Raw genomic sequence first — 26,150 nt, 5'->3', positions numbered from 1 at the left:
GCGCGTCCCGCCTACGCCACCCGTGCGGCGCCGGCGTCCGCCTGGCGCGCGCGTACCTGGTTGCGGCCGCCCCGCTTGGCGTCGTACATGAGCTCGTCCGCGACGGCGATCAGCCCTTGCGGCGTGATCGCCTGGTTCGCGGCGAAGTGGGCGCCGACGACGCCGAAGCTGGCGGTCGTGGCCAGGACCCCGGCGTCGCCATCGATACGCTGGGCGGCGAAGGCGGCGCGGACGCGCTCGGCCAGTTCGACGGCGCCGTCCAGCCGGGTTTCCGGCAGGATGATCAGGAATTCTTCGCCGCCGTAGCGCACCACCGTGTCGACGCCTTCGCGCGTCATCGCCTGCAGCAGTTGCGCGAAGCTGCGCAGCAACGCGTCGCCGGCGTGGTGGCCGTAGGTGTCGTTGATTGCCTTGAAGCCGTCCAGGTCGCACATGATCAGCGACAGGCTGAGGCGGTAGCGGCGGGCGCGGGCGATCTCGCCGTCGAGCAGGGCCGCGTTCAGGTGGCGCCGGTTGTAGCAGCCCGTCAGGGCGTCGCGCACGGACAGGTTCGTCAGCACCTGCTGCGTGCGGTATTGCTCGCGCCACAGGCGCGCGTGGCGGTTGGCGGCGACGGCGCCGAAGGCGTTGGCGAACAGGATCAGTATCGTCATCGACACGAGGTGGCGCGTCGATTCGAGGTGCTGATACCACGCCAGCGCGATGAAGGCGAGGCTGGAGCCGAGCGCGATGGCGACGGCCGTGCGCAGGCGGTTCGGAATGAAGATCAGGATCACGACGGCCATCAGGCCGACGGACGTGCCGTGCAGCAGGGTGTCGGCCGGACGGCGCCACGCGACGACCATATAGGTGAGCATGCCCAGCAAGGTGAAGACGCTCGCGACCCGGTACGCGGTCTTGACGGGCGCCGCCGCGCGCCACGCAAGGCGCAGGCCCGCATACGCCAGGACGGGAACGGCGCACCGCGCCAGCAGCGACGGGAGGGCGCCCGGCAGGCCGAGGGCCAGGATGTCGCTCACGCTGAACATGATGTAGAACAGCGAGCACAGCGTGAGGGCGCGGCGCAGGTCGCGGAGGATCGTCCGCGACTGGGCATGCAGGAAGCCGACTTCCATCGTCGCGCAGACGAATTCCCCGCGCAAACGCGCGATGGCAGCGGTGCTCGGGTCGTTCGGCATGGATAGGGAGGCGCGATGGGGTGGGAATGTCGGGCGAAACTGTAGCGAGAAACCAAATTTCTGTAAAGTAATTTTCAGTCACTCGGGGTAACCATGTTGCGGGCGCGCCCATCCCCCCGCCGGCGGGGCAGGCTGTAAAATAGCCGCTTGACTAACATCCAGGCGTCCAGGTCCCGCCCGACGGGGCCCGCGCCATCGTATTCGACCATGACCGTCCGCACACGTTTCGCTCCCAGCCCGACCGGCTATCTCCACCTCGGCGGCGCCCGCACCGCGCTGTATTCGTGGGCCTATGCCCGCCATTTCGGCGGCACCTTCGTCCTGCGCATCGAAGACACCGACCTGGAGCGTTCGACGCCGGAAGCCGTGCAGGCGATCCTGGAAGGCATGGAATGGCTGGGTTTGCATCACGACGAAGGTCCGTTCTACCAGATGCAGCGCATGGACCGTTACCGCGAAGTGGTCAAGGGCATGCTGGAAGCGGGCACGGCCTATCTGTGCTACTGCTCGCCGGAGGAAGTGGAAGCGATGCGCGAGCGCATGCGCGCCGCCGGCGAAAAGCCGCGTTATGACGGCACCTGGCGTCCGGAACCGGGCAAGACGTTGCCGCCCGTGCCGGCAGGCGTCAAGCCCGTCGTGCGTTTCAAGAATCCGGAGGGCGGCGAAGTCACGTGGAACGACGTCGTCAAGGGACCGATCACGATCGCCAACAAGGAGCTGGACGATCTCGTGATCGCCCGCCCGGACGGCACGCCCACATATAACTTCTGCGTCGCCGTCGACGACTGGGACATGAAGATCACGCACGTGCTGCGCGGCGACGACCACGTCAACAACACGCCCCGCCAGATCAATATCCTGCGCGCGCTGGGCGCCGAGCTGCCGCAATACGGCCACCTGCCGATGATCCTCGGCGCCGACGGCCAGAAACTGTCCAAGCGCCATGGCGCCGTCAGCGTGATGGAATATCCGGAGCAGGGCTATCTGCCGGAAGCGATGCTGAACTACCTCGCGCGCCTGGGCTGGAGCCACGGCGACGACGAGATCTTCTCGATGCAGCAGTTCACCGAGTGGTTCAACCTCGAGCACCTGACGGCATCGGCCGCGCAATTCAATCCGGAAAAGCTGGGCTGGCTGAACAACCACTACATCAAGCAGGCCGACAACGACCGCCTGGCCGGCCTGGCCCGTCCCAAGATGGAGCGCGAGGGCGCGAAGTTCGACGGCGCGCCGCCGCTGGCCGCCGTGCTGGGCCTGATGAAGGAGCGCACCAACACGATCAACGAACTGGCCGACGCCGCCATGCTGTTCTATCGGGAGCCCAAGCCGGACGCGGCGCTGCTGGCCCAGCACCTGACGGACGCCGTGCGCCCGGCCCTGGCCCAGTTCGCCGAGCGCCTGCGCGACGTGGAGTGGAGCAAGAGCGCGTTGTCCGCCATGATGAAGGAGGTGCTGGCCGCGCACTGCCTCAAGATGCCGCAGCTGGCGATGCCGTTGCGCCTGCTGGTCACGGGCCAGTTGCAGACGCCGGCCATCGACGCGGTGCTGGAATTGTTCGGCCGCGACACGGTGGCGGCCCGTGTGAACAAAGGTTTGTGATCCCCTGCGGGTATTTGCGAAATGCAAGTGTGTCCGCTATAATGCTCGCACTTCAGCGCTGCGGGGGTATAGCTCAGCTGGGAGAGCGCTTGCATGGCATGCAAGAGGTCAGCGGTTCGATCCCGCTTACCTCCACCACGTTCTGAAGTACGATGCAGTCCAGGTCCCCATCGTCTAGAGGCCTAGGACATCACCCTTTCACGGTGAGTACCGGGGTTCGAATCCCCGTGGGGACGCCAGATTCGTCAACGACGTTGAAAAACGACGTAAGCAGTAAATGTAGTGTGTTATAGTGCTGTTTTCCCGTAGGGGGTATAGCTCAGCTGGGAGAGCGCTTGCATGGCATGCAAGAGGTCAGCGGTTCGATCCCGCTTACCTCCACCAAGCAGGGAAAACAGAGTAATGCATTGCAGTCCAGGGTCCCCATCGTCTAGAGGCCTAGGACATCACCCTTTCACGGTGAGTACCGGGGTTCGAATCCCCGTGGGGACGCCAAGATTTGATCGTTCGGGCTCCGACCCCGGGAGATTGGAATAGGTTGTGCAAGGAAGCCGCCTTGAGCGGCTTTTGTTTTGGGGGTATAGCTCAGCTGGGAGAGCGCTTGCATGGCATGCAAGAGGTCAGCGGTTCGATCCCGCTTACCTCCACCAAGATCAAGCAGTCACGAAGTTCAGGTCCCCATCGTCTAGAGGCCTAGGACATCACCCTTTCACGGTGAGTACCGGGGTTCGAATCCCCGTGGGGACGCCAGGTTTTGGCAGTGTTTGGTGGTATCATGCCGCGCAGGCATGGCAACAGGAAGTTCCGGGTCCCCATCGTCTAGAGGCCTAGGACATCACCCTTTCACGGTGAGTACCGGGGTTCGAATCCCCGTGGGGACGCCAAGAATACGCGCAGACGCGCGAACACGTAGCAGCACAGTTTTAGGTCCCCATCGTCTAGAGGCCTAGGACATCACCCTTTCACGGTGAGTACCGGGGTTCGAATCCCCGTGGGGACGCCAGTCAAAAGCCGGAGCAGACCAACGCGCATGCGCGGATAGGTGCTCCGGTTTTTCTTTGTGCCGGCCGTTTCGTCGCGGTCTCTTGGCCTGGCGAAATCCGGTACAATGCGCACCGGCCGCTGATCCGGTCCATTCCCCGCCGTCCCGCTTCCTCTTTTCCCGCACGCCATGCAACACGACGCAACCCGCACCCCGACTTCGCTGGCGATCTTTTGCAAGGTGGTCGACAACTTCGGCGACATCGGCATCTGCTGGCGTCTCGCACGGCAATTGCGCCAAGAGCAAGGGATTGCGGTGACCTTGTGGGTCGACGACCTCGCCAGCTTCCGCCGCATCTGGCCGGCCGTCGCCGTCGATGCCGCCGTGCAGGACGTCGACGGCGTGCAGGTCGTCCACTGGCGCGACCAGGAAGGCGCGTTCGTGCCTGCCGACGTGGCCGACGTCGTGATCGAATTCTTCGGCGTCGACATCCCGCCCGGTTACATCGCCGCGATGGCCCAGTGCGAGCCGCGTCCCGTGTGGATCAATTACGAAGGCCTCAGCGCCGAGGCCTGGGTCGAGGGCTGCCACATGCTGCCGTCGATGCATCCGCGCCTCAAGCTGACCAAGCATTTTTTCTTTCCGGGATTTACGCCGAACACCGGCGGCCTGCTGCGCGAGCGCGACCAGCTCCCCGCGCGCGACCGCTTCCAGGCCGACCCGGCGGCACGCGCCGGCTTCCTGGGACGGCTGGGCGTGACCCCCGACGAGATGGCGGCAACGACGGTCAGCCTGTTCTGCTACCCGGATGCCCCGCTGGCCGACCTGTTCGGCGCCTGGCGCGACGGGGCCGGTCCGGTGAGCTGTCTCGTGCCGCAGGGCGTGGCGGGAGAGAAGGTGGGCGCCTTCCTCGGCGCGGATCCGGTGCCGGGCGCCGCCGCCACGCGCGGCCGCCTGACGGTGCGCGTGATTCCGTTCCTGTCACAGGACGACTACGACCGCCTGCTGTGGTCGTGCGACGTGAACTTCGTCCGTGGCGAGGATTCCTGGGTGCGCGCGCAGTGGGCGGGTCGGCCATTCATCTGGCACATTTATCCGCAAGATCAAAACTTGCATCATGTTAAACTCCGCGCGTTCCTGCAAAAATACGCGGCGAACCTGGATGGCCTGATCGATTTTTCCCTGCGCTGGAATGGCGTGGAAGGCGAGAGCCGCGCCGATTGGACGGCACTGTGGACGACCCTGCAAGCCGGATTGCCGGCAATTACCGAGCGCAATGTCGAATGGCAAACGCAGATGTTGGCGAATGGCGACTTGGTGCGCAATCTGCTGGATTTTGCCCGGTCGCTGCGGTAGGCGACGGGCAAGGAACATGGTATCATGCTTGATTACTGCAACTCATTTTTAGGTTAAAACCCTCCTATGAAACCCGCAAAAGAAATCCGTGTCGGCAACATCATCATGGTTGATGGCAAGCCTTTCATCGTGCTGCGCTCCGACGTCAACGGCTCGAGCCGCACGGGCTTCACGTACAAGTGGAAGATGAAGAATCTTCTGACCAACGCTCCGTTGGAAAACGTGTTCCGCGGCGACGACAAGTTCGACGTCGTCGTCCTGGACAAGAAGCCGGTGACCTACTCGTACTTCGCCGACCCGCTGTACGTCTTCATGGATGAAGAGTACAACCAGTACGAAATCGAAGAAGAGAACATGGGCGACGCCGTCAACTACCTGAAAGACGGTATGGAATGCGAAGCCGTGTTCTATGACGGCAAGGCGATCTCGGTCGAACTGCCGATCACCATCGCACGCCAGGTCATTTACACGGAACCGGCCGTCAAGGGCAATACCTCGGGCAACGTTCTGAAGGAAGCCAAGCTCGAGAATGCCATCGAAGCCAAGCAGTTCACCATCCAGGTGCCGCTGTTCGTCAACCAGGACGACGTCATCGAGATCGACACCCGTACCGCCGAGTACAAGAAAGTCGTCCGCAACTAAGCCGACGCGCTCTCCGAAAAAACGCTGCCACGTGCAGCGTTTTTTTTTCGCCCGTGGCCGGCGCGTGCCGGTACTGTCGGAAAATCTGACATCGCATTCGATGCGGCCGGCGCCGTCCCCGCAAACAATTGATTCTTTTGGTAATTTTCCCGAGATAACCACCGTGGCGCGTTTCTTGCTCGTCTTCAAGCTCCAAGACTAACAGGGAAGACATCAATGAAAACCAATATCCTTTTGAGCGGTTTGGCACTGGCTGCGTCGCTGGCCTCGGCAAGTGCGCACGCCACCACGATCACGCTGACCGGCACCGCGCGCGATTTCAATGCCAGCGGCACCACCTTCAACGGTGTGGCGGGGCATCCCGACTTCGAAAGCAAATCCGGCGACGACCGCGGCATGGTGCAGTCCATGCTGGGCGCCGACGGCAAGCCGGTCTACAATACGGCCGACTTCAACCCGACCGTGACGAGCGCCGCCTCGTTCTACCAGTGGTATCACGACGATGCCTCCGTCAACCGGACCGGCAGCATCACGCTGACGCTCGACGAAATTGCGCCGAACCTGTACCAGTACAGCAGCAACGCGTTTTTCCCGATCGACGGCCAACTCCTCGGCCAGTCGATGCTCGGCCATAATTTCGGCTTCACCACCGAGTGGCACACGAACTTCACCTATCAGAGCGCGGCGAACGCCAACTTCACGTTTACCGGCGACGATGACGTGTGGGTGTTCATCAATAACCGGCTGGCCATCGACCTCGGTGGCGTGCACGGCGCGGAATCGGCGAGCGTCGACCTGAATGCGTTCGCCCCCACGGCCGGGCTGGCCGACGGCGGCACGTACAAACTGGACATCTTCCAGGCCGAGCGCCATACCTCGGGCTCGAACTTCACGATGACGACGTCGCTGGAACTGGCGCCCGCACCGGCGGACGTGCCGGAACCCGCATCGCTGGCGCTGGCCGGCCTCGGCCTGGCCGCGTTGACGGCCGCGCGCCGCCGTCGCCGCTGACCGGTTGCCAAGCGCAAAACGCCGGCACAGCTGCCGGCGTTTCTTGCGTCGCCGCGGCACGCGCGCTTGAGACATGCGTACATGTCACATCTGCAAGATTGCTGTTATTCTGAAGCATTCTTGGGGAGGGCACATGGATCGCAGGGATTTCGTTCGACTGGGACTCGCCGCCGGCGCCGCGGCCGGCATGACGACCGCAGTGCATGCCAAGGAACCCGACGCCATTCTGGACGCCGGCGTGCGCGAGCAGCAGGCACTGATGGAAACCGGCAAGCTGACGTCGAAGGCGCTCGTGCAGCGCTACCTGGCGCGCATCGCAGCCGTCGACAAGGCCGGGCCGCGCCTGAACGCCGTCATCGAACTGAACCCTGACGCCCTCACGATTGCCGCCGACCTCGACCATGAACGCGCCGAGGGCAAGGTGCGTGGCCCGCTGCACGGCATTCCCGTCCTGCTGAAAGACAATATCGCGACGGGCGACCGGATGAGCACGAGCGCCGGCTCGCTGGCGCTGGAGGGCGTGCGCGCGGCGCGGGATTCTTTCGTCGCGGCGCGCCTGCGCGCGGCCGGGGCCGTCATCCTCGGCAAGACGAATCTGTCGGAATGGGCGAACATGCGGTCGACGCATTCCGTCAGCGGCTGGAGCGGCCGCGGCGGCCAGACGCGCAATCCGTATGCGCTGGACCGCAACACGAGCGGTTCCAGTTCCGGCTCGGCCGCCGCGATGGCGGCCGCGCTCGCCACGCTCGCCATCGGCACGGAGACGGACGGCTCGATCGTGTCGCCGGCGTCGATCTGCGGCGTCGTCGGCATCAAGCCCACGCTGGGACTCGTCAGCCGCAGCGGCGTCATTCCGATCGCCCATTCGCAGGACACGGCCGGCCCGATGACGCGCTCCGTCGCCGACGCCGCGCTGCTGCTTGCCGCCATCGCGGGATCTGATCCGGACGATGCCGCGACGAACGCCGCGCCGGGCAGGCCGGCCGATTTCGCGGCGGCCTTGCGGGCGGACGGCTTGCGCGGCCGGCGCATCGGCGTGGCGCGTAATTTCTTCGGAAATAACCCGGCCGTCGACGCCGTCATCGGCGCCGAGCTGGCCATCCTCGCGGCGCAAGGCGCGACGCTCGTCGACGTGCAGGTGCCCAATGTCGACAAATACGGCGACAGCGAACTGGAAGTCCTGCTGTCCGAATTCCGGCCCGACCTGGAAGCGTACTTGGCCGCCTACGCGCCGCATGCGGCTATCCGGACGATGGCCGACCTGATCGCGTTCAACGACAAGCACGCCGCACAGGAATTGCGGCACTTCGGCCAGGAGCACCTGATCGCCGCGCAGGCCAAGCCGGGCCTCGATGCCGCGGCCTACCGGACCGCGCTCGCCAACAACCACCGCTACAGCCGCGACGAAGGCATCGACCGGATCCTGCGCGACGAAAAACTCGACGCGCTCGTCGCGCCGACGGGCGGCACGGGCTGGCTGACCGACTACATCAACGGTGACCACGACGGTCCCGGCTTTTCGTCGCCCGCGGCCGTGGCCGGCTACCCGCACGTGACGGTTCCGGCCGGCCAGGTGCACGGCCTGCCCGTCGGCCTGTCGTTCGTCGGCGGCGCGTGGAGCGACGCGGCCCTGGTCGCGATGGCCTATGCGTACGAGCAGGCGAGCCAGCGGCGCCGGCCGCCGACGTATCCCGCGTCGGTCAACGTTCGCCCCTGACCCAGACGAAGGCGCATACGGACGACGCCAACGCGGCGGCGGCGCACACGACCATCGCCGCGTGGAACGGCGCCAGCAGCGCGCGGCCTTGCGCCGTCAGCACGACGCCCAGCAGCGCCGTCGCGATCAGCCCGCCGCCCCGCGCTACCGCGCTGTTGAAGCCGGACGCGATGCCCGTATGGCTGCCGTCGACGGACGACAGCACGGCCGTCGTCAGCGGCGCCGCCACGCACGCCATACCGGCGGCGATGACGAGGATTGCGGGCAGCACGTGCGTCGCATAGCTGCCCGCGCCGATGCGCGTGCCCAGCAGGAAGCCGCCGGCCACGATCAGCGCCCCGATGGACAGCGGCAGGCGCGATCCGTGGCTGCCGGCCAGCTTGCCCATCAGCGGCGAACCGATCGCCAGCACGATGGGAAACGGCAGCAGCGCGGCGCCGGCCTGTTTCGCCGAGTATTGCAGAGCCTGGATCAGCACATAGGGCACGAGCAGCATCAGCGCGCCCAGCGCCCCGTACAGCAGGAAGGTCATCAGGTTCAGGCCGGAAAAGCTGCTCGAGCCAAATAACTTCAGGGGCAGCATCGCCGCGTCGCCGGCGCGCCGTTCGAACCACAGGAAGGCGAGCAGGACGGCGACGCCGGCCGCTATCGCCACGCTCGCCGCCGGCGTCACGCCCTTGTCGGCCGAGGCGGCGGCGAGGCCCCACGTCAGGCAGCCGAGGCCGATGCTGGCCAGCAGGGCGCCGGACGGATCGAGCGCCACCGGCTTGTCGCCGGGCGGCACGTTGACGTAGCGCCAGCCGAGAAGAATCGCCAGCGCCGCGATCGGCAGGTTGATGTAAAAGACGGCGCGCCAGCCGACGGTGTCGATCAACCAGCCGCCGAGCAGCGGCCCGACGGCGCCCGCGGCGGCGCCGGCCGCGGCCCAGATCCCGATCGCCTTGCCGCGCGCCTTGCCGGTGAAGGTGGCGCCGAGGATGGCGAGGCTGTTCGGCAACAGCAGCGCGGCGCCCACGCCTTGCAGCACGCGTCCGCCGACGAGCAGCCACAAGCGCGGCGCCCACGCGCACAGCAGCGACGCCAGGGCGAACGCGGCGATGCCGGCGAGCAGGATGCGGCGCCGGCCGTAGCGGTCGCCGGCGGCCCCGCCCAGCAGCAGCAACGAGCTCAGCGGAAGGAGGTAGCCGCTCACCACCCACGACAGGTCCGCGCCCGCGCCGCCCAGGTCGCGGCCGATGGCGGCCAGGCCGACGTTGACGACGGAGCCGTCGATGAACGCGAGGCTGCTGGCCAGGATCGACGTGGCCAGCACGAGGTTCGGATGGGCGGCGTGGCCGCGCGCCGGCGTGCTGTCCGCCAGCGGGCGGTCGCAGTGGGCGGGCAGGGTGCTCATGGGAAGGCGGCGGGGACGCAGTGGCGTCAGCGCGCCGCGGCCGCCTGCTTGGCCTTGGTGAAGACGGGGCCCCACAGCGGGTGGCCGTGTTCGCCCGGCGCCAGGTCGAACGACGGATCGAGGCGCAGCGCCCGATCGAATGCCTGGCGGCACGGACCCGGCCGCGACGTCACGCAATAGCTGAACGCCAGGTATTTCAACGCCGTCAGGCGCGTGGCGAGCGGGCCGTTGTTGACGTCGCGCGCGGACAGGCGCCGGATCGCGCCGTTGAAGTCGCCGTCGTTGTACAGCCGGATGCCTTCCTGCAGGCCCGCGTTGGGCGCGGGCGTTTCCTCGCGTTCGTGCGGCCTTTCCCTGGGCCGCGGCGGCGCTTCGCGTGGCGGCGGCGCTTCCCGCTCCACCGCCGTCACTGCCTTGGGGTGGTTGGGATTGCGTGCCGGTTTCCTGTCGAACAGGGGAAAGTTGGCGCAACCGCCGAGCAGCGCGGCCGTGACGGCCAGCAGCGCGACGTGGACGAGGGGACGGGCGGGGCGCTGGATATTCATCGGTCTCCGGACGGTCATCGGGGTTCGGCGCGGGGTTCGTTGTTGAAGTCGACGGTGATCACGCCGTCGCCGCTCGCCGTGTCGACCTCGAGCATGCGGTCGTGGAAGTTCGGGTTTGTCACGCGGATCGCGTGGCGGCCCGGCGTCAGCGTGAGGCGCTTGACGGGCGGGCTGACGCCACGGTCGACGCCGTCCACGTACACGACGCCCCACGGCTGGATCTGCAGCTTGTACAGATTGCCGTTCGGCGTCACGACGACGCCCGGCAGGCGGCCGGCCGTTGCCGGGTGGTCTTGCGCGCCGGCGGCAGGCGCGGGCGCGGCCGTTTCCGTGGATGTGCCGGCGGCGGGCAGGGCCGGCTCCGGCGTGGCATAGGCTGCGCTGCTGTCCGTCGTGCCGGCCGCCGCGCCGCCCGTCTGGCCCGAGGACGTGGGCGCCATGTCCTGGCCGGCGCGCGTCCCGTCGCCCTGCTGCGGCAAGGTCAGGACGATGTGGTCGAACGAGCCGGAATCGCGCATCTCGGCGAACATGGCGAGCGCCAGCGCGACGAGGACGGCGCCGCCGCCCGCCGCGACGGCCCACCGTTGCCAGCGGCTGAGGCCGAAGGCCCGGCGCGGCCGTTCGGCGGTCTCCATGAACGGCGGCGGATCCGCGCCGACGTCGACCTCGGCGTGGCGTGGGGCGGCCACCACGGGCCGCGGCTCGACGTCGTGCGGTGGCGGCGTCATGTGCGACGCCACGGCGGCGCCGACGGGCGGGCCGAGCGGGACGATGCCCAGCAGGTCGCGCAACTCCCCGATGCTGTGCGGACGGCGCGCCGGATCGGGATCCATGCAGCGGTCCACCGCCTTGACGAGCGATTCGCTGTAGCCTTCCGCGCGGCCTTCCAGCGGACCGGTGGGGGCGAGTTCGCGCGTGATGGCGTAGTGGACGATGCGTGCCAGCGCATTCAGGTCCTCGGCTTCGTGCGCGTCGGGCGGGCCGACGTCGGAGGGGATCAGCAGCGGCTCGCCGTTGTCGTGGAACACGATCGTGTCGGGCGTGATGGCGCGATGCGGCATGTGCATGGCGTACTGCAGTTCGAGCGACTGCAGGATCTGGCGGAAGATCTTGCGGCACCAGACTTCGTTGACCTGTTCGGGACTGTATTCGACGATGTCCCTGACGGTGCGGCCTTCGAGGTGCTGCTGGTCCGGTCCGATGGAAGTTAGGCTGGTCATTTTGCTAAGGCATGGGCTTGGCAAAATCATGCCAGATTTGCAGGACCCATGCCCCGCGCTCTGCTCAACCGTGCGCGCCTGTTACAAATGTTACATTTGGCGGCGCCGCGCTCAGTCCTCGATGAAACGCATCTTGAAGTTGCGGCCCTTGAAGGCGCCGAAGTCCGGACCCAGCGGATTGCCGCCGTTCAGCCGCGCGAACGCCTGCTGCGCGACGCCGCGGTCGAGCGCGACGTAGCTGACGAATTCGAAGATGTGGATCTTGCCGACCTGTTCCTTCGTCAGGCCCGCGTCGCCCGTCAGCGCGCCGAGCAGGTCGCCGGGGCGCAGCTTGTCCTTCTTGCCGCCGGACACGCACAGCGTGACCATCGGCGCCGGTTCGGCCGGTGCGTCGTCGTCGACCGTGAGCTCGGCGAGGGCATGCCACTCGGCCGTGAAACCCTGCGCCTCCTCGATCAGCCGGACCCAGCGCTTTTCGTTCGGCGCGCACAGCGACAGCGCCAGTCCCGTCGCGCCCGCGCGTCCCGTCCGGCCGACGCGGTGCACGTGCACTTCCGGGTCCTTGGACACGTCGACGTTGATGACGGCTTCCAGCCCGGCGATGTCGATGCCGCGCGCCGCCACGTCGGTCGCGACGAGTACCGCGCAACTGCGGTTGGCAAAGCGCACGAGCGTCTCGTCGCGGTCGCGCTGTTCCATCTCGCCGTACAGCGCCAGCGCCGAAAAGCCGAGCTCGCGCAGGGCGTCGGCCACTTCGCGGCAGCGCGCCTTCGTGTTGCAGAACGCGATCGCGGAGCCGGGGCGGTGGTGCCGCAGCAGCCGGGCCACGGCGTCGATGCGGCCGTCGAAGCCGATCTCGTAGAAGCGCTGCTCGATGCGGGCCGGCGCATGCGCCGTGTCGACCGCGACCTCGAGCGGATCGCGAAGGAAGCGCGCGGTGGCGGCGCGGATGTCGTCCGGATACGTTGCGGAGAACAGCAGGGTCTGGCGGTGCGCGGGGCAGGCGCGCACGATCGCGGCGATCTCGTCGTAGAACCCCATGTCCGTCATGCGGTCGGCCTCGTCCAGCACGAGGGTGCGCAGGCGCGCGAGGTCGAGCGTGCGGCGCTGCAGGTGATCGCGGATGCGGCCCGGCGTGCCGACGACGATGTGCGCGCCGAATTCGAGTGTCGCGATCTGCGGACGCATCGAGATGCCGCCCGTCAGCACGACGACCTTGACGTTGCCGATGCCGCGCGCCAGCCGGCGCAGTTCGTGCGCGACCTGGTCGGCCAGTTCGCGCGTCGGACACATGACGAGTCCTTGCACGGCGAACAGCGTCGGGTTCAGCTTGAGCAGCATGCCGATGCCGAACGCGGCCGTCTTGCCGCTGCCCGTCTTCGCCTGGGCGATCAGGTCGCGGCCTTCGAGCGCGAGCGGCAGCGTGGCGGCCTGCACGGGCGTCATCTGCTTGTAGCCGAGCTGGTCGAGGTTGGCCAGGAAGGGGGCTGCCAGCGGCAGCGAGGAAAAGGCGGTGTCGGACATGTCGTCGGCCGCGCAGCGCGGCGGTTGGTTTGCCGCGACGGGCGGCGTGCCGCTCAGGCCGCTGGCTCCCAGATGGGCAAGCCGGTCAGGTCGAGATTCGGATCGTGTTTCCAGGCCGGCAGACCGGTCGCATCCGTGCCTTCCAGGTCCAGCAGCATCAACTGTTCCTGTTTCTGCCCCGTGCGCCGCGCGCGGGGGCGCTTGGCTGCCGGGACGGCGGATGCATCGGGTGCGACGGCGGCGGAGACAGCGGCGGTATCGCCATGCGGTGCCGGCTCGAAGCCGGGCAGGTCGAAGGTCGCGTTGTCTTTCTTGTCTCTCATGCGCTGCGCTGGCCCAGAAAACAAAAGCCCGGCTGCAAGAGTCGGGCTTGTTGTTACGGTATTTGGTTGCGGGGACAGGATTTGAACCTGTGACCTTCGGGTTATGAGCCCGACGAGCTGCCAGACTGCTCCACCCCGCGTCTGAGAACGCTATTTTAACCGGATCGGCGCCGAAGCGCAAATCGGCTTGACTGTCCTCCCCGCGGCCGGTGCCGGCGCCGCGTTCACGCGGGGCGCAGCCGCCACAGCGACGTCACCTCGGCCATGCGCGCCGCCGCGAGCGGATCGTCGGGATCGCTGGCCTTGGCGTGCGTGGGACGGATGTCGTGACGGCCGGCGACGTCGAGGCCCGCATCGCTTATCCAGCCGAGCAATTGATCGCGCGAACGCAGCCCCAGGTGCTCGGCCAGGTCGGACAGGATGAGCCAACCTTCGCCGCCGTCGCGCAGATGGTCCTTCAAGCCGGCGAGGAAGCCCTTGAGCATGCGGCTGTCCGGATCGTAGATGGCGTATTCGATGGCGGAACTGGGCTTGCCCGGCAGCCAGGGCGGATTGCAGACGACGAGGTCGGCGCGCCCCTCGGGATAGAGATCGGCGCGCACGACTTCGACCTGCCCGCCGAGGCCGAGACGCTCGACGTTCTCACGCGCGCAGCCGAGTGCGCGCTCGTCCATGTCGGAGGCGAGCACGCCCTGCAGGCCGCGGTGCGCGAGCACGGCCGACAGCACCCCGGTGCCGGCGCCGATGTCGAACGCCAGCTTGGCGTTTGTCGACAACGGCGCCTGCGCGACGAGCTCGACGTATTCGCCCCGCACGGGCGAGAACACGCCGTACCAAGGGTGGATGCGTTCGTCCAGGGCCGGGATGAACACGCCCTTGCGCCGCCATTCGTGCGCGCCGATGACGCCCAGCAGTTCGCGCAGCGACGCGACATACGGTTCCGCCGCCGCTCCGTACGCTTCCGTGCAGGCTTCGCGCACGTCGGGCGCGCGGCGCAGCGGGATGGCGTGGCCGGCATCGAACGGGATCAGGAGCATCGCCAGCGTACGCGCGCGCTGCAGCTGCGCGAGGCGGTGGCGGTGGAATTGTTCGGTGAGCGACGCCGCGGCCTTGCCGGCCTTGGCGCGTTTGGCGCGCGGGCCTTTGTGGTCGACGCGGCGCATGAGCGCCTGCAGCAGCTGGCGCGCATTCTGGAAATCGCCGCGCCACAGGAGGGCAGTGCCGTCCAGCGCGAGGCGCCAGGCCGTATCGGCGCTCATCGTGTCGTCGGCCGCCACGACCTTCCTGGGCGCCGGCCAGCCGCTTTCCGAGCGCCAGTGCGCCGAGCGTTCCTCGCCGTGTTCGATCCAGTGGATGCGCGCCGCGCCGTCGGGAGTCGTCATCGCCGTTCCGATCAGTGGTGGTGATGCCAGTGGAGTTCGTTCGACTCGACGTAGGATTTCACGGCATCCGGATTGCCGGTCGCGTGGCGCTTGATCTCGCCGCACTCGCAGATGCCCTGGTAGGGCTGGATGTGCGAGCAGGCGGACACTTTCTGCAGCGTGACCTTGACCGGCTTGGCGCATTTGGCGCACTTGAAGGTCAGGAAGCGGGCGGGTTTGGACATGATGAAAAGGAGGACGGGTCAATGGAAGGCGCGCATTTTAGCATTGCACGGTCACGGCGCTGCTGCCGCCCCCGGCGGGCCGGACGAGCACCTTGGTGGCGATCCGCTCCGTCATCTCCTGCACGTGCGAGATGACGCCCACCTTGCGGCCCAGCGACTGCAGCGCGTCCAGCGCATCCATCGCGACGCCCAGCGTATCGCTGTCCAGGCTGCCGAATCCCTCGTCGATGAACAGCGATTCCACCTTCACGCGGTTCGACGACAGCGACGCCAGGCCCAGCGCGAGCGCCAGCGACACGAGGAACGATTCGCCGCCGGACAGCGAGTTCACCGAGCGCACCTCGCCGCCCATGTCCTGGTCGCGCACCATCAGCGCCAGCGACGGGCCGGCCGAGCTGGCGACACGTTCCAGCCGGTAGCGCCGCGCCAGCTGGGCCAGGTGGGTGTTGGCATAGCCGAGCAGGACGTCGAGCGTGAATTGCTGGGCGTAGTTGCGGAATTTCTTGCCGTCCGCCGAGCCGATCAGCTCCGCCAGCTTGGCCCACCGGTCCTCGATGGCGCGCTGGCGTTCGATCTCGGCCATCATAGCCCGTGCCCGCTCGCGGCGCTGGTCGTCCTCGCGGATGCGCATGGCCAGGCCGGCGGCGGCCTCGTGCGCGGCATCGCGCTCGGCCTGGGCGCGCCCCAGCGCGGCGGCGACGGAATCGACGTCCTGCGCCATTGCTTGCGCGGCGGCGGGCGCGTCGGCGTCCGCTTGTCCACCGTCCGCCTGCGCCTGCGCCGGCACCGCGTCCTCGCGCAGGCGTTCGTGCTGCTCGCGCTGCGTGCGGCGTTCGTCCAGCACGGCCGTCGCCTGGCGCACGGCCGTGTCCAGCTCCTGCAGGGCCGCGCGTTCCTGGGCGATCCACGCGGCGCCGACCTGGAGCAGGGCGGCCAGCTGCTGTTCGTTGGCCACGTTTTCCAGCGCCGGGTCGCTGCCGTCGAAATCGTGGATCCATTGCGCGAGGCGCTCACTGGCGTCGGCCAATTCGCCTTGCAGGTCCGTGATGCGGGCCGCGGCCTGGGCCTGGGCCGCGCGCACCCGCGCTTCCGACTGGGCCGCCTGCAGGCTCGCGGCCTGGCACGCGTTCAGCGCGTCGCGCGCGGCGCTCACGGCGGACGCCAGTAATTGCTCGACGTCGCGCGCGGCACGGCCGTCGAACAGCGTCGCGCGCTCGGCGCGGCGCGCGGCCAGTTCCGCGTCCAGGCGGGCGAATTCGGCGTCCGTCTCGGCCAGGCGTTGGCGCGCGTGCTCCACGCGTTCGGCCAGCGCGGCGTGTTCGGCGTCGAGCGTGCCGATGGCGCCCTGCAGCCGCGCCTGGCGCGCCGCCTGGTCGTTCCATTCGCGGGCTTCCTGCGCGCGCGCCTCGCGCCACGCGGCCGGATCGCGTTGCCAGTGGCCTTGCCAGCCGTCGCCGCATGCCTCGGCCAGCACGGGGTCCAGCTCCGCCAGCAGGTCGGACAGCGCCGCGGCGGCCGCCTCGCGCCGGGCGGCCAGCGCCGCGATCTCGGCGTCCAGCCGGGCCAGCGTGCCCTGGGCCGTGTGGGTCGCGTCGAGCAGGCGCGCGTGTTCGCGGTGCGCCTGGTCCCACGCCTGCTGGGCGGCATCGCGCGCCAGTTCGGCGCGGCGCAGGTCGGCGTCGCGCGACTCCAGGCCGGCGTAGGACGTGCGCAGCGCCGCCAGTTCGGCCGCCAGCCAGCGGCCGCGCGCGTCGCCGCCGCCGTCCTCGCCGGGCGTCTCGGCCGCGAGCGGGTTGTCGGCCCATTCGTCGTCCAGTTGGGCGAGCGCGGCGGCCAGCGCGTCGCGCTCCCGCGCCAGCGCCGCCAGCCGCTCGCCGGCCGCGTCGAGCGCGGCACGGTGGCCGGCTTGTCGGTCGACGTTGGCGCGCTGGTCGGCGCGGCGCGCGGCCAGTTCGGCCGACAGCTCGTCCAGCACGGCGTGGAGCCGGTCGTCCTGGTGGCGGTAAGGATGTTCGGTGCCGCCGCACACGGGGCAGGCGTCGCCGTCGACGAGGGTGGCACGCAGTTGTTCGACGCCGTCGGCGCAGGCCAGCTGGGCCGCCTTGAGCATGCGTTCGGCCTGGGCCACGGCGGCGTCCAGCGCGATGCCGGCCGCGCGCGCGGCGTCGAGACCGTCCTGGGCGCCCGCACGCGCCTCGTTGGCTTGGGTCGTCTGCGCGTCCAGCTCGGCCAGGCGGCCGCGGTTCGTGCGCAGCGCCTGCCAAGTGTGGTCGAGCGAGGCGAGGTGTTCGCGCCGCTTGTCGAGCGCGCGCCGTTCCGTGCGCAGGGCGTCGCCGTCGATGCCGTTCAGCGCGTCGACGGCCTGCCGGCGCGCGGCCTCGCGCACGTCCAGCAGTTCAGTCGACGAGGCCAGCGCATGCGCCGTGCGCTGGGCCATGGCGGCCGCCTGTTCGGCGCCGGCCCTGGCCGCGTCCAGCGCCTCGCGGCCGGACGCATCCTGGCGCGCGGCCTGCTCGGCTTGCGCGAGGCGCTGGTCCCAGCGCGTCCATTGCGTGGCGAGCACCTCGTGAGCCTGGTGCGCGGCGAGCCATGTGCCCGTGTCGTGCAAGGCGCGCCGGCTGGCTTGCAGTTCCGTCGCCTTGGCCTGCAGGGCCGCCTGCGCCTGGCCGGCCTCCGTGCGCACGCCGTCCGCGTTTGCTCTGGCCTTGGCGTGGGCGGGGGCCAGCGTCTCCAGCGTGGCGTCGAGGGCTTTCGCGCGGTCCAGTTGCGGTGCGGCCGCGCGCTGCGCGTCCTCGGCCGCTTCCAGCTTGCGCTCGGCCTCCATCAGTCCGCGCGCGGCCTGCTGCTGGGCGTCGAGGGCGCGCGCCAGGTCGTGTTCGCCGGCGGCCAGTTGCGCCTGCACCTGGCGTTGTTCGCCGGCCAGGCGGTTCAGGTCGGCCACGAGGGCGCGCGCGGGCTGCACGGCATCCAGCGTGGCCAGGCGGCGCCGGCGTTCGGACGCCGCGTCGACGTCGGCGCGGGCCCGCCCCAGCGTGCCGTCCGCCTGGGCTTCGGCCGCGCGCAGGCGGTCCAGTTCCTGGTGCCACCGCAACTGCCGCTCGAGGCCGGCGCGGCGCGCTTCGGCCGCCGTCAGCGCGGCTTGCGCGGCGGCGTGGCCGGTGTCGAGCTCGGTCCGCGCGTCCGGACCCAGCGGCGCCTGGTCCTGCAGGCGCGCCGTCAGGCGGCGCATCGCTTCCTGTTCCAGACGCCAGCGTTCGTAGGCGCGGCGCGAGATGTCGCTGTAGACGGCGCCGCCGGTGAGCGTCTCGAGCAGTTCGCCGCGCTCGTTGTCGTCGGTGCGGAGAAAGGCGGAGAACTCGTTCTGCGCCAGCAGCACGGAACGCGTGAACTGTTCGAACGACAGGCCGATGCGGCGTTCGACCTCGGCCAGCACCTCGGTCTTGGTGCCGCCCAGCGGCTGCAGGCCGGGCAGTTGCTGCAAGCTCATCGTGGACGGCTGCAGCGCGCCTGCGGCGCGGTTGCGCGAGCGGCGCACGCTCCAGCGCGCGCGGTAGCGCTGCTCGTCGTTGCCGACGAAATCCACTTCGGCGAACGCGTCGGCCGTACCGCGCCGCATCAAGGTGCGGCGGTCGGCCACGGACAAGGTCTCGTCGCCCACGTCGGGCAGGTAGTTGCCCACGCGCGGTCCCTTGATGAGCCGCGGCGTCGCGTCGTACAGGGCCAGGCACAAGGCGTCCAGCAGGGTGCTCTTGCCGGCGCCGGTCGGGCCGCTGATCGCGAACAGGCCGGCCGTCGCCAGCGGTTCGCTCTCGAAATCGACTTCGAATTCGCCGGCCAGCGACGCGAGGTTCTTGCCGCCGATGCGCAGGATCTTCATGCTGCCTCCCGGTTCTTGGCCGCGCCTTCCGCGGGCAGCAGCAGTTCGGCGAATGCCGCAAGCTGGTCGTCCGGCGCATCCGTCCCGAAACGCTGTTGCCACAGGCGGCGGAAGATGTCGTCCGGCTGCAGTTGCGCGAGCTGGTCCAGGCTCAGCGCCGGCTCCACCCCGGGCGCCGTCGCGACGCGGCGCGTCGGCTCGATTTTCGCCAGGCGCACGGGCTTGCCTTCCAGCGCGGCCTCGACCTGGGCGCGCAGGCCCGGTTCGGGCGCGTCCAGCAGCACCCGCACTTCCAGATACGGCCAGTCCTCGCGCGGCCGGTCCGGCAGGTCGAGGCCGACCAGTTCCGCAATCGCCTGCTTGACGGGCGCCGGGCTGGCCGGCACGCGCAACAGCTCGACGGCGCGCGGCACGTGCAGCGGTTCGATGGCGGCGGCGCGCGCGCCGTCCAGGTCGATGCGCAGCACCTGGTGCTTGTAGCCGACCTCGGCGAACGACAGGGGGAGGGGACTGCCGCTGTAGCGCAGGCGGTCCTGCCCGCCCACGCACTGCGCCAGGTGCAGGTGACCCAGCGCGGCGTAGGCAATGTCCGGGTCGAACATCGAGGCGTGCAGGGCCTCGGTGCCGCCGATCACGATGCGCCGCTCGGAATCCGGCGACGCGTCGCCGCCGACCATGTGGCAATGGCCCATCGCGACGATCGCCTGGCCGGCCCCGGCGCGGGCGCGGGCCAGTTCGTACGCGTGGCGGTAGAGCAGCCGGATGCCGGCCAGGTAGGCGTCGAACGCGTCCTCGGCGCCGGCGTCGGCGGCCGGCGTCACGCGCGGCACGTCGCCCGGCCGCAGGAACGGGATCGCCACGCACCAGGCTTCGACGTCGCCGTCCTTGCCGGCCAGCGGCACGATGAATCGCTCCAGGTCGATGTTGCCGGCGGCGTCGCGCACGACGTGGCCGACGACGCGGGTGCCGTGCGCTTCCAGCAGCGGCCCCGGCGCTTCGAGCCGGCCCGGCGAATCGTGGTTGCCCGCGATGACGACGATGTCCAGCTGCGGCGCGCGCGCCCGCGCCTGCTGCAGGAAGCGGTACAACTGGCGCTGCGAGGCGGCGGACGGGTTCGAGTTGTCGAACACGTCGCCCGCGATCAGGAGGGCGTCCGCTTCCTCGGCGACGATCGTGTCGAGCAGCCAGTCGAGGAAGCACTGGTGCTCGTGGGTCCGGTCGAAATTGTGCAGTGTCTGGCCGAGGTGCCAGTCCGATGTGTGCAGCAGCCGCATGGTCGTTAGAAAGTCAGCAACAGTGATGAGCCAGGGCGCCAACTATAGCGCAGACGGCGCGATACTGTAAAAAAAACCAGTACTTTTTCGCGTCGACCTGTACAAATGTTGATCGGATGACACTAGAATGTGCGGATGAGCGAACCAATTTTGACGCCCGCTGTCGCCAGAAACCTTCACCTGGCGGCCCAGGGCATGCTGCAGGCCAGGCGCGCCCGCGCCACGAAGGACGATGTGCTGGCCGCGATCCGGCGCATGGGCGTGTTGCAGATCGACACCATCAGCGTCGTCGCGCGCAGCCCCTATCTCGTGCTGTGGAGCCGCCTGGGCGACTACGATCCGGACTGGCTCGACCAGTTGCTGGCCGAAGGGAAGCTGTTCGAGTACTGGGCCCACGAGGCGTGCTTCATCCCGATCGAGGATTACGGCCTGTACCGGCACCGGATGGTCGATCCCGGCTCGCTCGGCTGGAAGTACGCGGGGACGTGGCTGGCGTCGCATCGCGACGAAGTCGAGCGCGTGCTGGCCCACATCCGCGCCAATGGGCCGGCACGCTCGGCCGATTTCGAACGCACGGACGGCAAGGCCGGCGGCTGGTGGGAATGGAAGCCGGAAAAGCGTGCGCTGGAGGTCTTGTTCACGACGGGGCAGCTGATGATCGCCCGGCGCCAGCAGTTTCACCGCGTGTACGACCTGGCCGAGCGCGTGCTGCCGGGCTGGAGCGACGCGAACATGCCGTCGTCCGCGGAGACGCGGCGCCGGTACGTGCTGCGGGCCGTGCGCGCGCTGGGCGTGGCGAAGGCTGCCTGGATCCCGGACTACCACCGCACGAAGCCGCCGCACCTCGATCCGCAGGCGCTGGCCGACGAGGGCCTGCTGCTGCGCGCCCGCGTCGACGGGTGGAAGGAGCCCGTGTACGTCCATCCGGACCACGCCGGGCTGCTCGACCAGGCCGTGCAGGGCGGCCTGCAGCCCACGCTCACCAGCGTGTTGTCGCCGTTCGATCCGATCGTGTGGGACCGCCGCCGGGCGCTCGACCTGTTCGGCTTCGACTACCGCCTGGAATGCTATACGCCGGCCGAGAAGCGGCGCTACGGCTACTTCACCCTGCCGCTGCTGCGCCGCGGCTCGCTCGTCGGCCGCGTCGACGCCAAGGCGCATCGCCGGGCCGGCGTGTTCGAGCTGAAATCGCTCGTGCTGGAGCCGGGCGCGCGCGTCAGCGACCGCTTCGTGCGCGACCTGGCCGCCGCATTGTCCCGCTGCGCGCGCTGGCATGGCTGCCCGCAGGTCGTGCTCACGCATGCGGCGCCGGCCGCCATCGCGGCGCCGCTGGCCGCCGCGCTGGGCCAGACACTGGCGGACGCGGCCTGACGTCCGGCGCCGGATCGGCATTCCGCAAGGGCTGGGGACCGTTTGTGATAGATCAAACAGGTACCCGGCCGGCCTCCTTACACTAGACCTTCCTTCAGGCCGATGACAAACAGAGGGCACGTCGATGCCCGTACGCACCCCAGGCCTGTCAACAACGTTCCCACGGAAACTGCATCGCGCCGCGCCTGCATGCGGACGGTCGATTTGCGACGGAACGGAACTCACTCGTGAGAAAAGGTGGAGACCGAATGCTGACATCGACTTATACCCTCGTCGCCCTGTCCGTCGAACAGACGACCATGCGCGCAGCCCTGCAGTCGCTGCTCGACGAACTGGGCGCGCTGCCGGGCGACTTCAGCACGCTGGCCGCCGGGCGGGCTGCCCAGTTGTGCACCACGCTGCGCCAGGCCTACGACAACTGTCATTGGCGCAAGCTCGACAAATTCCTCGTGCCGGCCCTGCGCCGCAGCACGGCGGCGGCCGACGGCTTGCTGGAGGAACTCGAACGCCTCAGCGGCCAGGCGGGCGCCGCGATGGCCGCGGCCCAAGCCTGCGTCGGCGCGGCCGACCATCCGGTGCCGCGCGACGTGTTCTGCGACGCCGTCGAACGCTGCGTGGCGGCGCTGCGCAGCCGGCTCGAGCGCGAGGAGCACGAGTTGTTCCCGCTGGCGCGCGCCGCGGTCGGCGGCGATGCCTGGTTCGCGATCGCCCACCAGATGCTCGCCCACGATACCTATGCGCAGGAGCGCCGCGGCGATGCGCGCCGCCTGCGCCACACGCTGATCGGGCACGCGGGCCAGACGGTGCACGGGCACGATCCGCTGCAGCCGGAGTTCGGACGACGGCACGCGACATTGACGGTAGCCCACTGACCCACTGATATTCAAAATGGGTATGGACGAACATCGTGCTCGCACGCTCAGGGCTGGCGTTACGGGGCCATCAGGGTTCTTTGCTATGATGGCGATTTTGGAAGTGCGATTTCATCATGTTCGAGTTCCTATTCAAGCGGCCGGGCGACAAGCCTGGCGACAAGCCGGCCGGGCAGGAAGCGCAGGCGGGGGCGCACGCGGAGCTGTCCGCGCCCGCCGCCGCGCACGCGTCCAATCCACAGCGTGCGGCCCAGGCTGAAAAGCTGAGCCGGCTCGGGGATGACGAGGCCGCCGCCGCGGAATTCATCCTCCAATGCGAATTTTCCGAACTGCGGCTGTCCGCCGCCGAGTTCGTGCACAGTCCGGAGCAGCTCGAGCGTGTCCATACCGCGATGCGCAATACGGATCGCCGCGTCGCCAAGTTGATGCAGTCGCGCCTCGATGCGCACCGGCACCGCGAGGCCGAGCATCGGCGCGCCGAGGCTGCCGTCGAGCACGCCGAATCCCTCCTCAAGGACGCCTTGCTGACCCCGAACCACGTGGCCGACCTGGACCGTAAATGGTCCGTGATCGCCGCGCCCGAGCTCGACGCCGCGTTCCAGACGGCCCGCGCTGCCCTGGCCCGCCGCCTGGAAGCGCAGGTGGTCCTGCAGCGCGCCATGATCGACCGCGTGGCCGCGTTGCGCCAGTTGGGGGCGAGCGGGTTGCCGGCCGGCGAACTCGCGCAGCGTCTGGACGCGCTGACGCAGGAACAGGACGAGGCCCTGCGCTCGCCCGAGCATCCGTCGCTGCCGCGCACCCTCGTGGCGGAATTCACGGCCGAGATGCAGAAGCTGCGGGCCGGCTTGCAGGTGCAGGAAGCGGGCCAGGCCGCGCTGGCCGCCCGCGCCGCGTTTCTCGACGCCGAGCAGGCGAAACCCGTTGCCGAACTGAACGCAGAGACATTGCGGCGCGAATGGAAAGCCCTGCCGCATCCGCCCCAGGACGACCAGGCGGCCGAACTGCAGCGCCGCTTCGATGCGCTGCTGGCCTCGCTGCCGCAAGCGGAGCCGCGCAAGCCGAAAGAGGCGCGCGAACCCCGGCCCGAGCGCACCGCCGCCCATGACGGCGGCAAGGCGGCCGGCAAAGACAACAAGGACAACAAGCCGCGCGGCGCGGACCAGCATTTCATCGACACGATGGATGCGATGGAGGCGGCCCTGCAGCAAGGTTCGCTGGGCGCCGCCGCCGAGCACGACAAGATCTTGAAGGAAGCGCGCGAGAAGGGCATGCGCCTGACGTCCGCGCAGTCCGACCGCCTGGCCCATTTGCGGGCCGAGCTCAAGCGCCTGTCCGACTGGGCCCGCTGGGGCGGCAACGTGTCGCGCGAAGAACTCATCAAGACGGTCGAGGCCTTGCCCACGCAAAACCTGGCAATGAGCGAGCTGGCCAAGAAGGTCGGCAGCATGCGCGACCGCTGGAAGGCGCTCGACAGCCTGTCCGGCGCCGCGCCCAAGAGCCTGTGGGAGCGTTTCGATGCCGCCTGCACGGCCGCGTATGCGCCGGCCGCGGCCCACTTCCGCCACCTGGCCGACGAGCGGCATGCGAACGCGGCGCGGGGCCAGGCCCTGGTCGAGGAAGCCCAGACCGAGATCGCGCGGCTGCGCGACGGCAGCGCCGAGTGGAAGCACGTGGCGGGCACGGTGCAGCGGCTGCGCCTCGCGTGGAGCCACCTGGGCGCTATCGACCGCAAGGAAAAGAAACGCCTGGATGCGCTGTTCACGGACGCGCTGAACACGCTGCAGCGGCCGCTCGAAGAGCAGCGCAAGGCCGAAGTGTCCGAGCGCGAGGCGATCATCGAGGAAGCGGCCGCGATCGACCCGCACGACCGCCACGCGATCGACACGATGCGGGCACTGCAGCAGCGCTGGCAGGAGCACGCGCGCGCGCTGCCGCTCGAACGCAAGAGCGAGCAGGCGTTGTGGCAGCGCTTCCGCGCCGTCTGCGACGACGTGTTCCAGCGCCGCAAGGAGACCATGCACGAGGCCGACATCGAGCGTCGCGCCCACGAGGCCGCCAAGGAAGCGATCAGCGCGCGCCTGGAAGCGGCGGCGCCGGGCGTCACTCCGGCCACGGCCGGCAAGCTGCTGCGCGAGGCGCAGGCGGAATGGCAGGCGATCGGGCCCGTGCCGCGCGCCCACGAGGCCCGCGTCGAAAAGCGCTACCACGCGGCCGTGGCGCTCGTGCAGCAGCAGGTTGACCAGGCCCGCCGCGCGGCCGGCGTCGCCCAGGCGGGGATGCTGCGCGACAAGCTGCGCCTCGTGCAGGAACTGGAGCAGGCCGTCGCGTCCGCCGGCACGGCCGACGTCGACTGGGAAGCCCGCTGGACCGCCTTGCCCGCGCTCGACGCCGAGATGGAACGCACCCTGCGCACCCGTTTCGACGCCGCACTGGCCGCGCTGCGCGGCAGTCCCGAAGACAGGACGGCCTACGCGAGTCGGCTGGAAGCCAATCGCGACAGGCTGTTGCACGACCTGCTGCGCCTGGAAATCGGCGCCGGCATCGACAGCGGTCCGGAGTTCGCGCGCGAGCGCCTGAAGCTGCAGGTCGAAGTGCTGCAATCGTCGTTGAAATCCGGCCATGGCGGCCACGGCGGCCGCGGCGCGCAGGACGGCACGGGGGCCCAGTTGCGCGACCTGTGCGCGCTGCCGGCGCTCGTCGACGCGCGCACGGCGTCCCGTATCGAGCAGCTCGCGCTGCGTGTGGCGAAGGAGGGCAAGTGAAGCAAGAGACGACGGACTTACAAGAGACGACGGACATCCGGGTCGAGAGCGCCGACTTCGACCTGAGCGCCGAGATCGCACGCCTGCGCGCGGGCGATGCGCGCGTGGGCGCCGTCGTCAGCTTCGTCGGCACCGTGCGCGACATGAACGACGGCGACGACGTGGCCGAGCTCGAGCTGGAGCATTATCCGGGCATGACGGAGCGCGCGCTGCAGGATATCGTCGCTCAGGCGCGCGCGCGCTGGCCGTTGTACGGCGTCCTCGTCGTCCACCGCATCGGCCCGATGCGGCCGCTGGACCAGATCGTCCTCGTCGCCTGCACGGCCGCCCACCGTGGCGAGGCGTTCGCGGCCTGCGAATTCATCATGGATTACCTCAAGACGGACGCGCCGTTCTGGAAGAAGGAACAGACGCCGAACGGTGCGCGCTGGGTCGACGCGCGTGTGACGGACGACACGGCCCGGGCCAAGTGGGCCACCCGCTGAGCTGGATCGCGGTCGCCGTCGGGGCGGCCCTCGGTGCCTGGCTGCGCTGGGGGCTGACCATCCTGCTCGGCCAGCTTCATGCCCACATCCAGCTGGGCACGCTCGTCGCCAACCTCGTCGGCGGCTACCTGATCGGGCTGGCGCTCGGGTTCTTCGACACGTCGCCGGCATTGTCCCCCGTCTGGCGTTTGTTCATCATCACGGGTTTCCTCGGCGGCTTGACGACGTTTTCCAGTTTTTCCGGCGAAGCGATGGTGCTGCTGCAGCGGGGCCATTACGGTTGGGCGCTGGGGCATTCGGCCGTGCACGTGCTGGGCTCGATCGGCTGCTGTGTCGCGGGATATGCCACCTGGCGTGCCATCGGCTGATACTTTCACGGTGTTCGCTTGCGCGCAAAGTGCTGGCGTTGCAAT

The 26,150-nt window shown here is 69.1% G+C and carries 20 protein-coding genes and 9 tRNA genes; 18 read left to right on the top strand and 11 right to left on the bottom strand.

Translation table 11 applies throughout. The features are described 5' to 3' along the window. Window positions 1-11: 11 nt before the first annotated feature. On the bottom strand, window positions 12-1,178 hold the full coding sequence (locus tag ISF28_RS22355; protein WP_198119370.1) for a GGDEF domain-containing protein: 1,167 nt from the start codon (window positions 1,176-1,178) through the stop codon (window positions 12-14). Between the two features lie 207 nt (window positions 1,179-1,385). Between ISF28_RS22355 and gltX the strand changes: the two genes are divergently transcribed. From gltX to ISF28_RS22290, 13 genes are all read left to right on the top strand, one after another. After that, window positions 1,386-2,777 (top strand): glutamate--tRNA ligase, encoded by a 1,392-nt coding sequence (gene gltX / locus ISF28_RS22350; RefSeq protein ID WP_198119369.1) that lies wholly within the window; start codon window positions 1,386-1,388, stop codon window positions 2,775-2,777. A 62-nt stretch (window positions 2,778-2,839) separates the two neighbouring features. After that, a tRNA-Ala gene (locus tag ISF28_RS22345) sits at window positions 2,840-2,915 on the top strand. Between the two features lie 25 nt (window positions 2,916-2,940). Then, a tRNA-Glu gene (locus ISF28_RS22340) sits at window positions 2,941-3,016 on the top strand. A 69-nt stretch (window positions 3,017-3,085) separates the two neighbouring features. Continuing rightward, a tRNA-Ala gene (locus ISF28_RS22335) sits at window positions 3,086-3,161 on the top strand. A 35-nt stretch (window positions 3,162-3,196) separates the two neighbouring features. Next, window positions 3,197-3,272, top strand: a tRNA-Glu gene (locus tag ISF28_RS22330). 79 nt (window positions 3,273-3,351) lie between these two features. Further along, window positions 3,352-3,427 (top strand) — tRNA-Ala (locus ISF28_RS22325). A 24-nt stretch (window positions 3,428-3,451) separates the two neighbouring features. Next, window positions 3,452-3,527, top strand: a tRNA-Glu gene (locus ISF28_RS22320). Between the two features lie 58 nt (window positions 3,528-3,585). Further along, window positions 3,586-3,661: transfer RNA gene (locus ISF28_RS22315), tRNA-Glu, on the top strand. A 43-nt stretch (window positions 3,662-3,704) separates the two neighbouring features. Then, window positions 3,705-3,780: transfer RNA gene (locus ISF28_RS22310), tRNA-Glu, on the top strand. A gap of 168 nt (window positions 3,781-3,948) precedes the next feature. Then, on the top strand, window positions 3,949-5,115 hold the full coding sequence (gene earP / locus ISF28_RS22305) for an elongation factor P maturation arginine rhamnosyltransferase EarP (RefSeq protein ID WP_198119368.1): 1,167 nt from the start codon (window positions 3,949-3,951) through the stop codon (window positions 5,113-5,115). 66 nt (window positions 5,116-5,181) lie between these two features. Next, window positions 5,182-5,757, top strand: a complete 576-nt coding sequence (locus tag ISF28_RS22300; protein WP_198119367.1) for an elongation factor P — start codon at window positions 5,182-5,184, stop codon at window positions 5,755-5,757. A gap of 216 nt (window positions 5,758-5,973) precedes the next feature. Further along, window positions 5,974-6,768 carry a fibro-slime domain-containing protein gene (locus ISF28_RS22295; protein WP_198119366.1) on the top strand — a complete coding sequence of 265 codons (795 nt, stop codon included), beginning with the start codon at window positions 5,974-5,976 and terminating at the stop codon, window positions 6,766-6,768. A gap of 133 nt (window positions 6,769-6,901) precedes the next feature. Next, window positions 6,902-8,485, top strand: a complete 1,584-nt coding sequence (locus ISF28_RS22290) for an amidase (protein ID WP_198119365.1) — start codon at window positions 6,902-6,904, stop codon at window positions 8,483-8,485. Here ISF28_RS22290 and ISF28_RS22285 read toward each other — a convergent pair. From ISF28_RS22285 to ISF28_RS22240, 10 genes are all read right to left on the bottom strand, one after another. After that, the gene (locus tag ISF28_RS22285) at window positions 8,469-9,878 is read right to left on the bottom strand and encodes an MFS transporter (protein WP_198119364.1); all 1,410 of its coding nucleotides are present in this window, start codon (window positions 9,876-9,878) and stop codon (window positions 8,469-8,471) included. The two genes, ISF28_RS22290 and ISF28_RS22285, sit on opposite strands and share 17 nt — an antisense overlap. A gap of 26 nt (window positions 9,879-9,904) precedes the next feature. Continuing rightward, a complete protein-coding gene (locus tag ISF28_RS22280) occupies window positions 9,905-10,423 on the bottom strand; it encodes a TssQ family T6SS-associated lipoprotein (RefSeq protein WP_198119363.1) in 519 nt (172 codons plus the stop codon). 14 nt (window positions 10,424-10,437) lie between these two features. Next, the gene (locus tag ISF28_RS22275; protein ID WP_198119362.1) at window positions 10,438-11,643 is read right to left on the bottom strand and encodes a serine/threonine-protein kinase; all 1,206 of its coding nucleotides are present in this window, start codon (window positions 11,641-11,643) and stop codon (window positions 10,438-10,440) included. Between the two features lie 111 nt (window positions 11,644-11,754). Beyond that, on the bottom strand, window positions 11,755-13,167 hold the full coding sequence (gene dbpA / locus ISF28_RS22270; protein ID WP_198119361.1) for an ATP-dependent RNA helicase DbpA: 1,413 nt from the start codon (window positions 13,165-13,167) through the stop codon (window positions 11,755-11,757). Between the two features lie 53 nt (window positions 13,168-13,220). Continuing rightward, window positions 13,221-13,490, bottom strand: a complete 270-nt coding sequence (locus tag ISF28_RS22265) for a hypothetical protein (RefSeq protein ID WP_198119360.1) — start codon at window positions 13,488-13,490, stop codon at window positions 13,221-13,223. 63 nt (window positions 13,491-13,553) lie between these two features. Next, a tRNA-Met gene (locus ISF28_RS22260) sits at window positions 13,554-13,630 on the bottom strand. An 84-nt stretch (window positions 13,631-13,714) separates the two neighbouring features. Beyond that, window positions 13,715-14,872 (bottom strand): methyltransferase, encoded by a 1,158-nt coding sequence (locus tag ISF28_RS22255; protein ID WP_198119359.1) that lies wholly within the window; start codon window positions 14,870-14,872, stop codon window positions 13,715-13,717. A gap of 11 nt (window positions 14,873-14,883) precedes the next feature. Further along, window positions 14,884-15,096 carry a hypothetical protein gene (locus ISF28_RS22250; RefSeq protein ID WP_198119358.1) on the bottom strand — a complete coding sequence of 71 codons (213 nt, stop codon included), beginning with the start codon at window positions 15,094-15,096 and terminating at the stop codon, window positions 14,884-14,886. 37 nt (window positions 15,097-15,133) lie between these two features. Continuing rightward, a complete protein-coding gene (locus ISF28_RS22245; RefSeq protein WP_198119357.1) occupies window positions 15,134-18,973 on the bottom strand; it encodes an AAA family ATPase in 3,840 nt (1,279 codons plus the stop codon). Then, on the bottom strand, window positions 18,970-20,247 hold the full coding sequence (locus ISF28_RS22240; protein ID WP_198119356.1) for an exonuclease SbcCD subunit D C-terminal domain-containing protein: 1,278 nt from the start codon (window positions 20,245-20,247) through the stop codon (window positions 18,970-18,972). The genes ISF28_RS22245 and ISF28_RS22240 overlap by 4 nt, the downstream gene beginning before the upstream one ends. Before the next feature lie 135 nt (window positions 20,248-20,382). Between ISF28_RS22240 and ISF28_RS22235 the strand changes: the two genes are divergently transcribed. The 5 genes from ISF28_RS22235 to crcB all read left to right on the top strand — a co-directional run bounded on the left by ISF28_RS22235 (window position 20,383) and on the right by crcB (window position 26,105). Then, the gene (locus ISF28_RS22235) at window positions 20,383-21,618 is read left to right on the top strand and encodes a winged helix-turn-helix domain-containing protein (RefSeq protein WP_198119355.1); all 1,236 of its coding nucleotides are present in this window, start codon (window positions 20,383-20,385) and stop codon (window positions 21,616-21,618) included. Window positions 21,619-21,866: 248 nt separating this feature from the next. Then, window positions 21,867-22,490, top strand: a complete 624-nt coding sequence (locus ISF28_RS22230; protein ID WP_198119354.1) for a hemerythrin domain-containing protein — start codon at window positions 21,867-21,869, stop codon at window positions 22,488-22,490. A gap of 116 nt (window positions 22,491-22,606) precedes the next feature. Then, a complete protein-coding gene (locus ISF28_RS22225; RefSeq protein ID WP_198119353.1) occupies window positions 22,607-25,252 on the top strand; it encodes a DUF349 domain-containing protein in 2,646 nt (881 codons plus the stop codon). After that, window positions 25,249-25,737, top strand: a complete 489-nt coding sequence (gene moaE / locus ISF28_RS22220; protein ID WP_370663484.1) for a molybdopterin synthase catalytic subunit MoaE — start codon at window positions 25,249-25,251, stop codon at window positions 25,735-25,737. Before ISF28_RS22225 ends, moaE begins: the two co-directional genes overlap by 4 nt. Then, window positions 25,722-26,105 (top strand): fluoride efflux transporter CrcB, encoded by a 384-nt coding sequence (gene crcB, locus ISF28_RS22215; RefSeq protein ID WP_370663483.1) that lies wholly within the window; start codon window positions 25,722-25,724, stop codon window positions 26,103-26,105. Before moaE ends, crcB begins: the two co-directional genes overlap by 16 nt. Window positions 26,106-26,150: the final 45 nt, after the last annotated feature.

Origin of the sequence: Massilia rhizosphaerae, assembly GCF_016093545.1 — a bacterium.
Lineage (GTDB): Bacteria > Pseudomonadota > Gammaproteobacteria > Burkholderiales > Burkholderiaceae_D > Telluria > Telluria rhizosphaerae.
This window is presented reverse-complemented; position numbering and strand designations above follow the sequence as displayed.

Bases quoted from the DNA above. Each gene is read 5' to 3' on its own strand.
- ISF28_RS22355 (WP_198119370.1), bottom strand. From the start codon at position 1,178: ATGCCGAACGACCCGAGCACCGCTGCCATCGCGCGTTTGCGCGGGGAA.
- gltX (WP_198119369.1), top strand. From the start codon at position 1,386: ATGACCGTCCGCACACGTTTCGCTCCCAGCCCGACCGGCTATCTCCAC.
- earP (WP_198119368.1), top strand. From the start codon at position 3,949: ATGCAACACGACGCAACCCGCACCCCGACTTCGCTGGCGATCTTTTGC.
- ISF28_RS22300 (WP_198119367.1), top strand. From the start codon at position 5,182: ATGAAACCCGCAAAAGAAATCCGTGTCGGCAACATCATCATGGTTGAT.
- ISF28_RS22295 (WP_198119366.1), top strand. From the start codon at position 5,974: ATGAAAACCAATATCCTTTTGAGCGGTTTGGCACTGGCTGCGTCGCTG.
- ISF28_RS22290 (WP_198119365.1), top strand. From the start codon at position 6,902: ATGGATCGCAGGGATTTCGTTCGACTGGGACTCGCCGCCGGCGCCGCG.
- ISF28_RS22285 (WP_198119364.1), bottom strand. From the start codon at position 9,878: ATGAGCACCCTGCCCGCCCACTGCGACCGCCCGCTGGCGGACAGCACG.
- ISF28_RS22280 (WP_198119363.1), bottom strand. From the start codon at position 10,423: ATGAATATCCAGCGCCCCGCCCGTCCCCTCGTCCACGTCGCGCTGCTG.
- ISF28_RS22275 (WP_198119362.1), bottom strand. From the start codon at position 11,643: ATGACCAGCCTAACTTCCATCGGACCGGACCAGCAGCACCTCGAAGGC.
- dbpA (WP_198119361.1), bottom strand. From the start codon at position 13,167: ATGTCCGACACCGCCTTTTCCTCGCTGCCGCTGGCAGCCCCCTTCCTG.
- ISF28_RS22265 (WP_198119360.1), bottom strand. From the start codon at position 13,490: ATGAGAGACAAGAAAGACAACGCGACCTTCGACCTGCCCGGCTTCGAG.
- ISF28_RS22255 (WP_198119359.1), bottom strand. From the start codon at position 14,872: ATGACGACTCCCGACGGCGCGGCGCGCATCCACTGGATCGAACACGGC.
- ISF28_RS22250 (WP_198119358.1), bottom strand. From the start codon at position 15,096: ATGTCCAAACCCGCCCGCTTCCTGACCTTCAAGTGCGCCAAATGCGCC.
- ISF28_RS22245 (WP_198119357.1), bottom strand. From the start codon at position 18,973: ATGAAGATCCTGCGCATCGGCGGCAAGAACCTCGCGTCGCTGGCCGGC.
- ISF28_RS22240 (WP_198119356.1), bottom strand. From the start codon at position 20,247: ATGCGGCTGCTGCACACATCGGACTGGCACCTCGGCCAGACACTGCAC.
- ISF28_RS22235 (WP_198119355.1), top strand. From the start codon at position 20,383: ATGAGCGAACCAATTTTGACGCCCGCTGTCGCCAGAAACCTTCACCTG.
- ISF28_RS22230 (WP_198119354.1), top strand. From the start codon at position 21,867: ATGCTGACATCGACTTATACCCTCGTCGCCCTGTCCGTCGAACAGACG.
- ISF28_RS22225 (WP_198119353.1), top strand. From the start codon at position 22,607: ATGTTCGAGTTCCTATTCAAGCGGCCGGGCGACAAGCCTGGCGACAAG.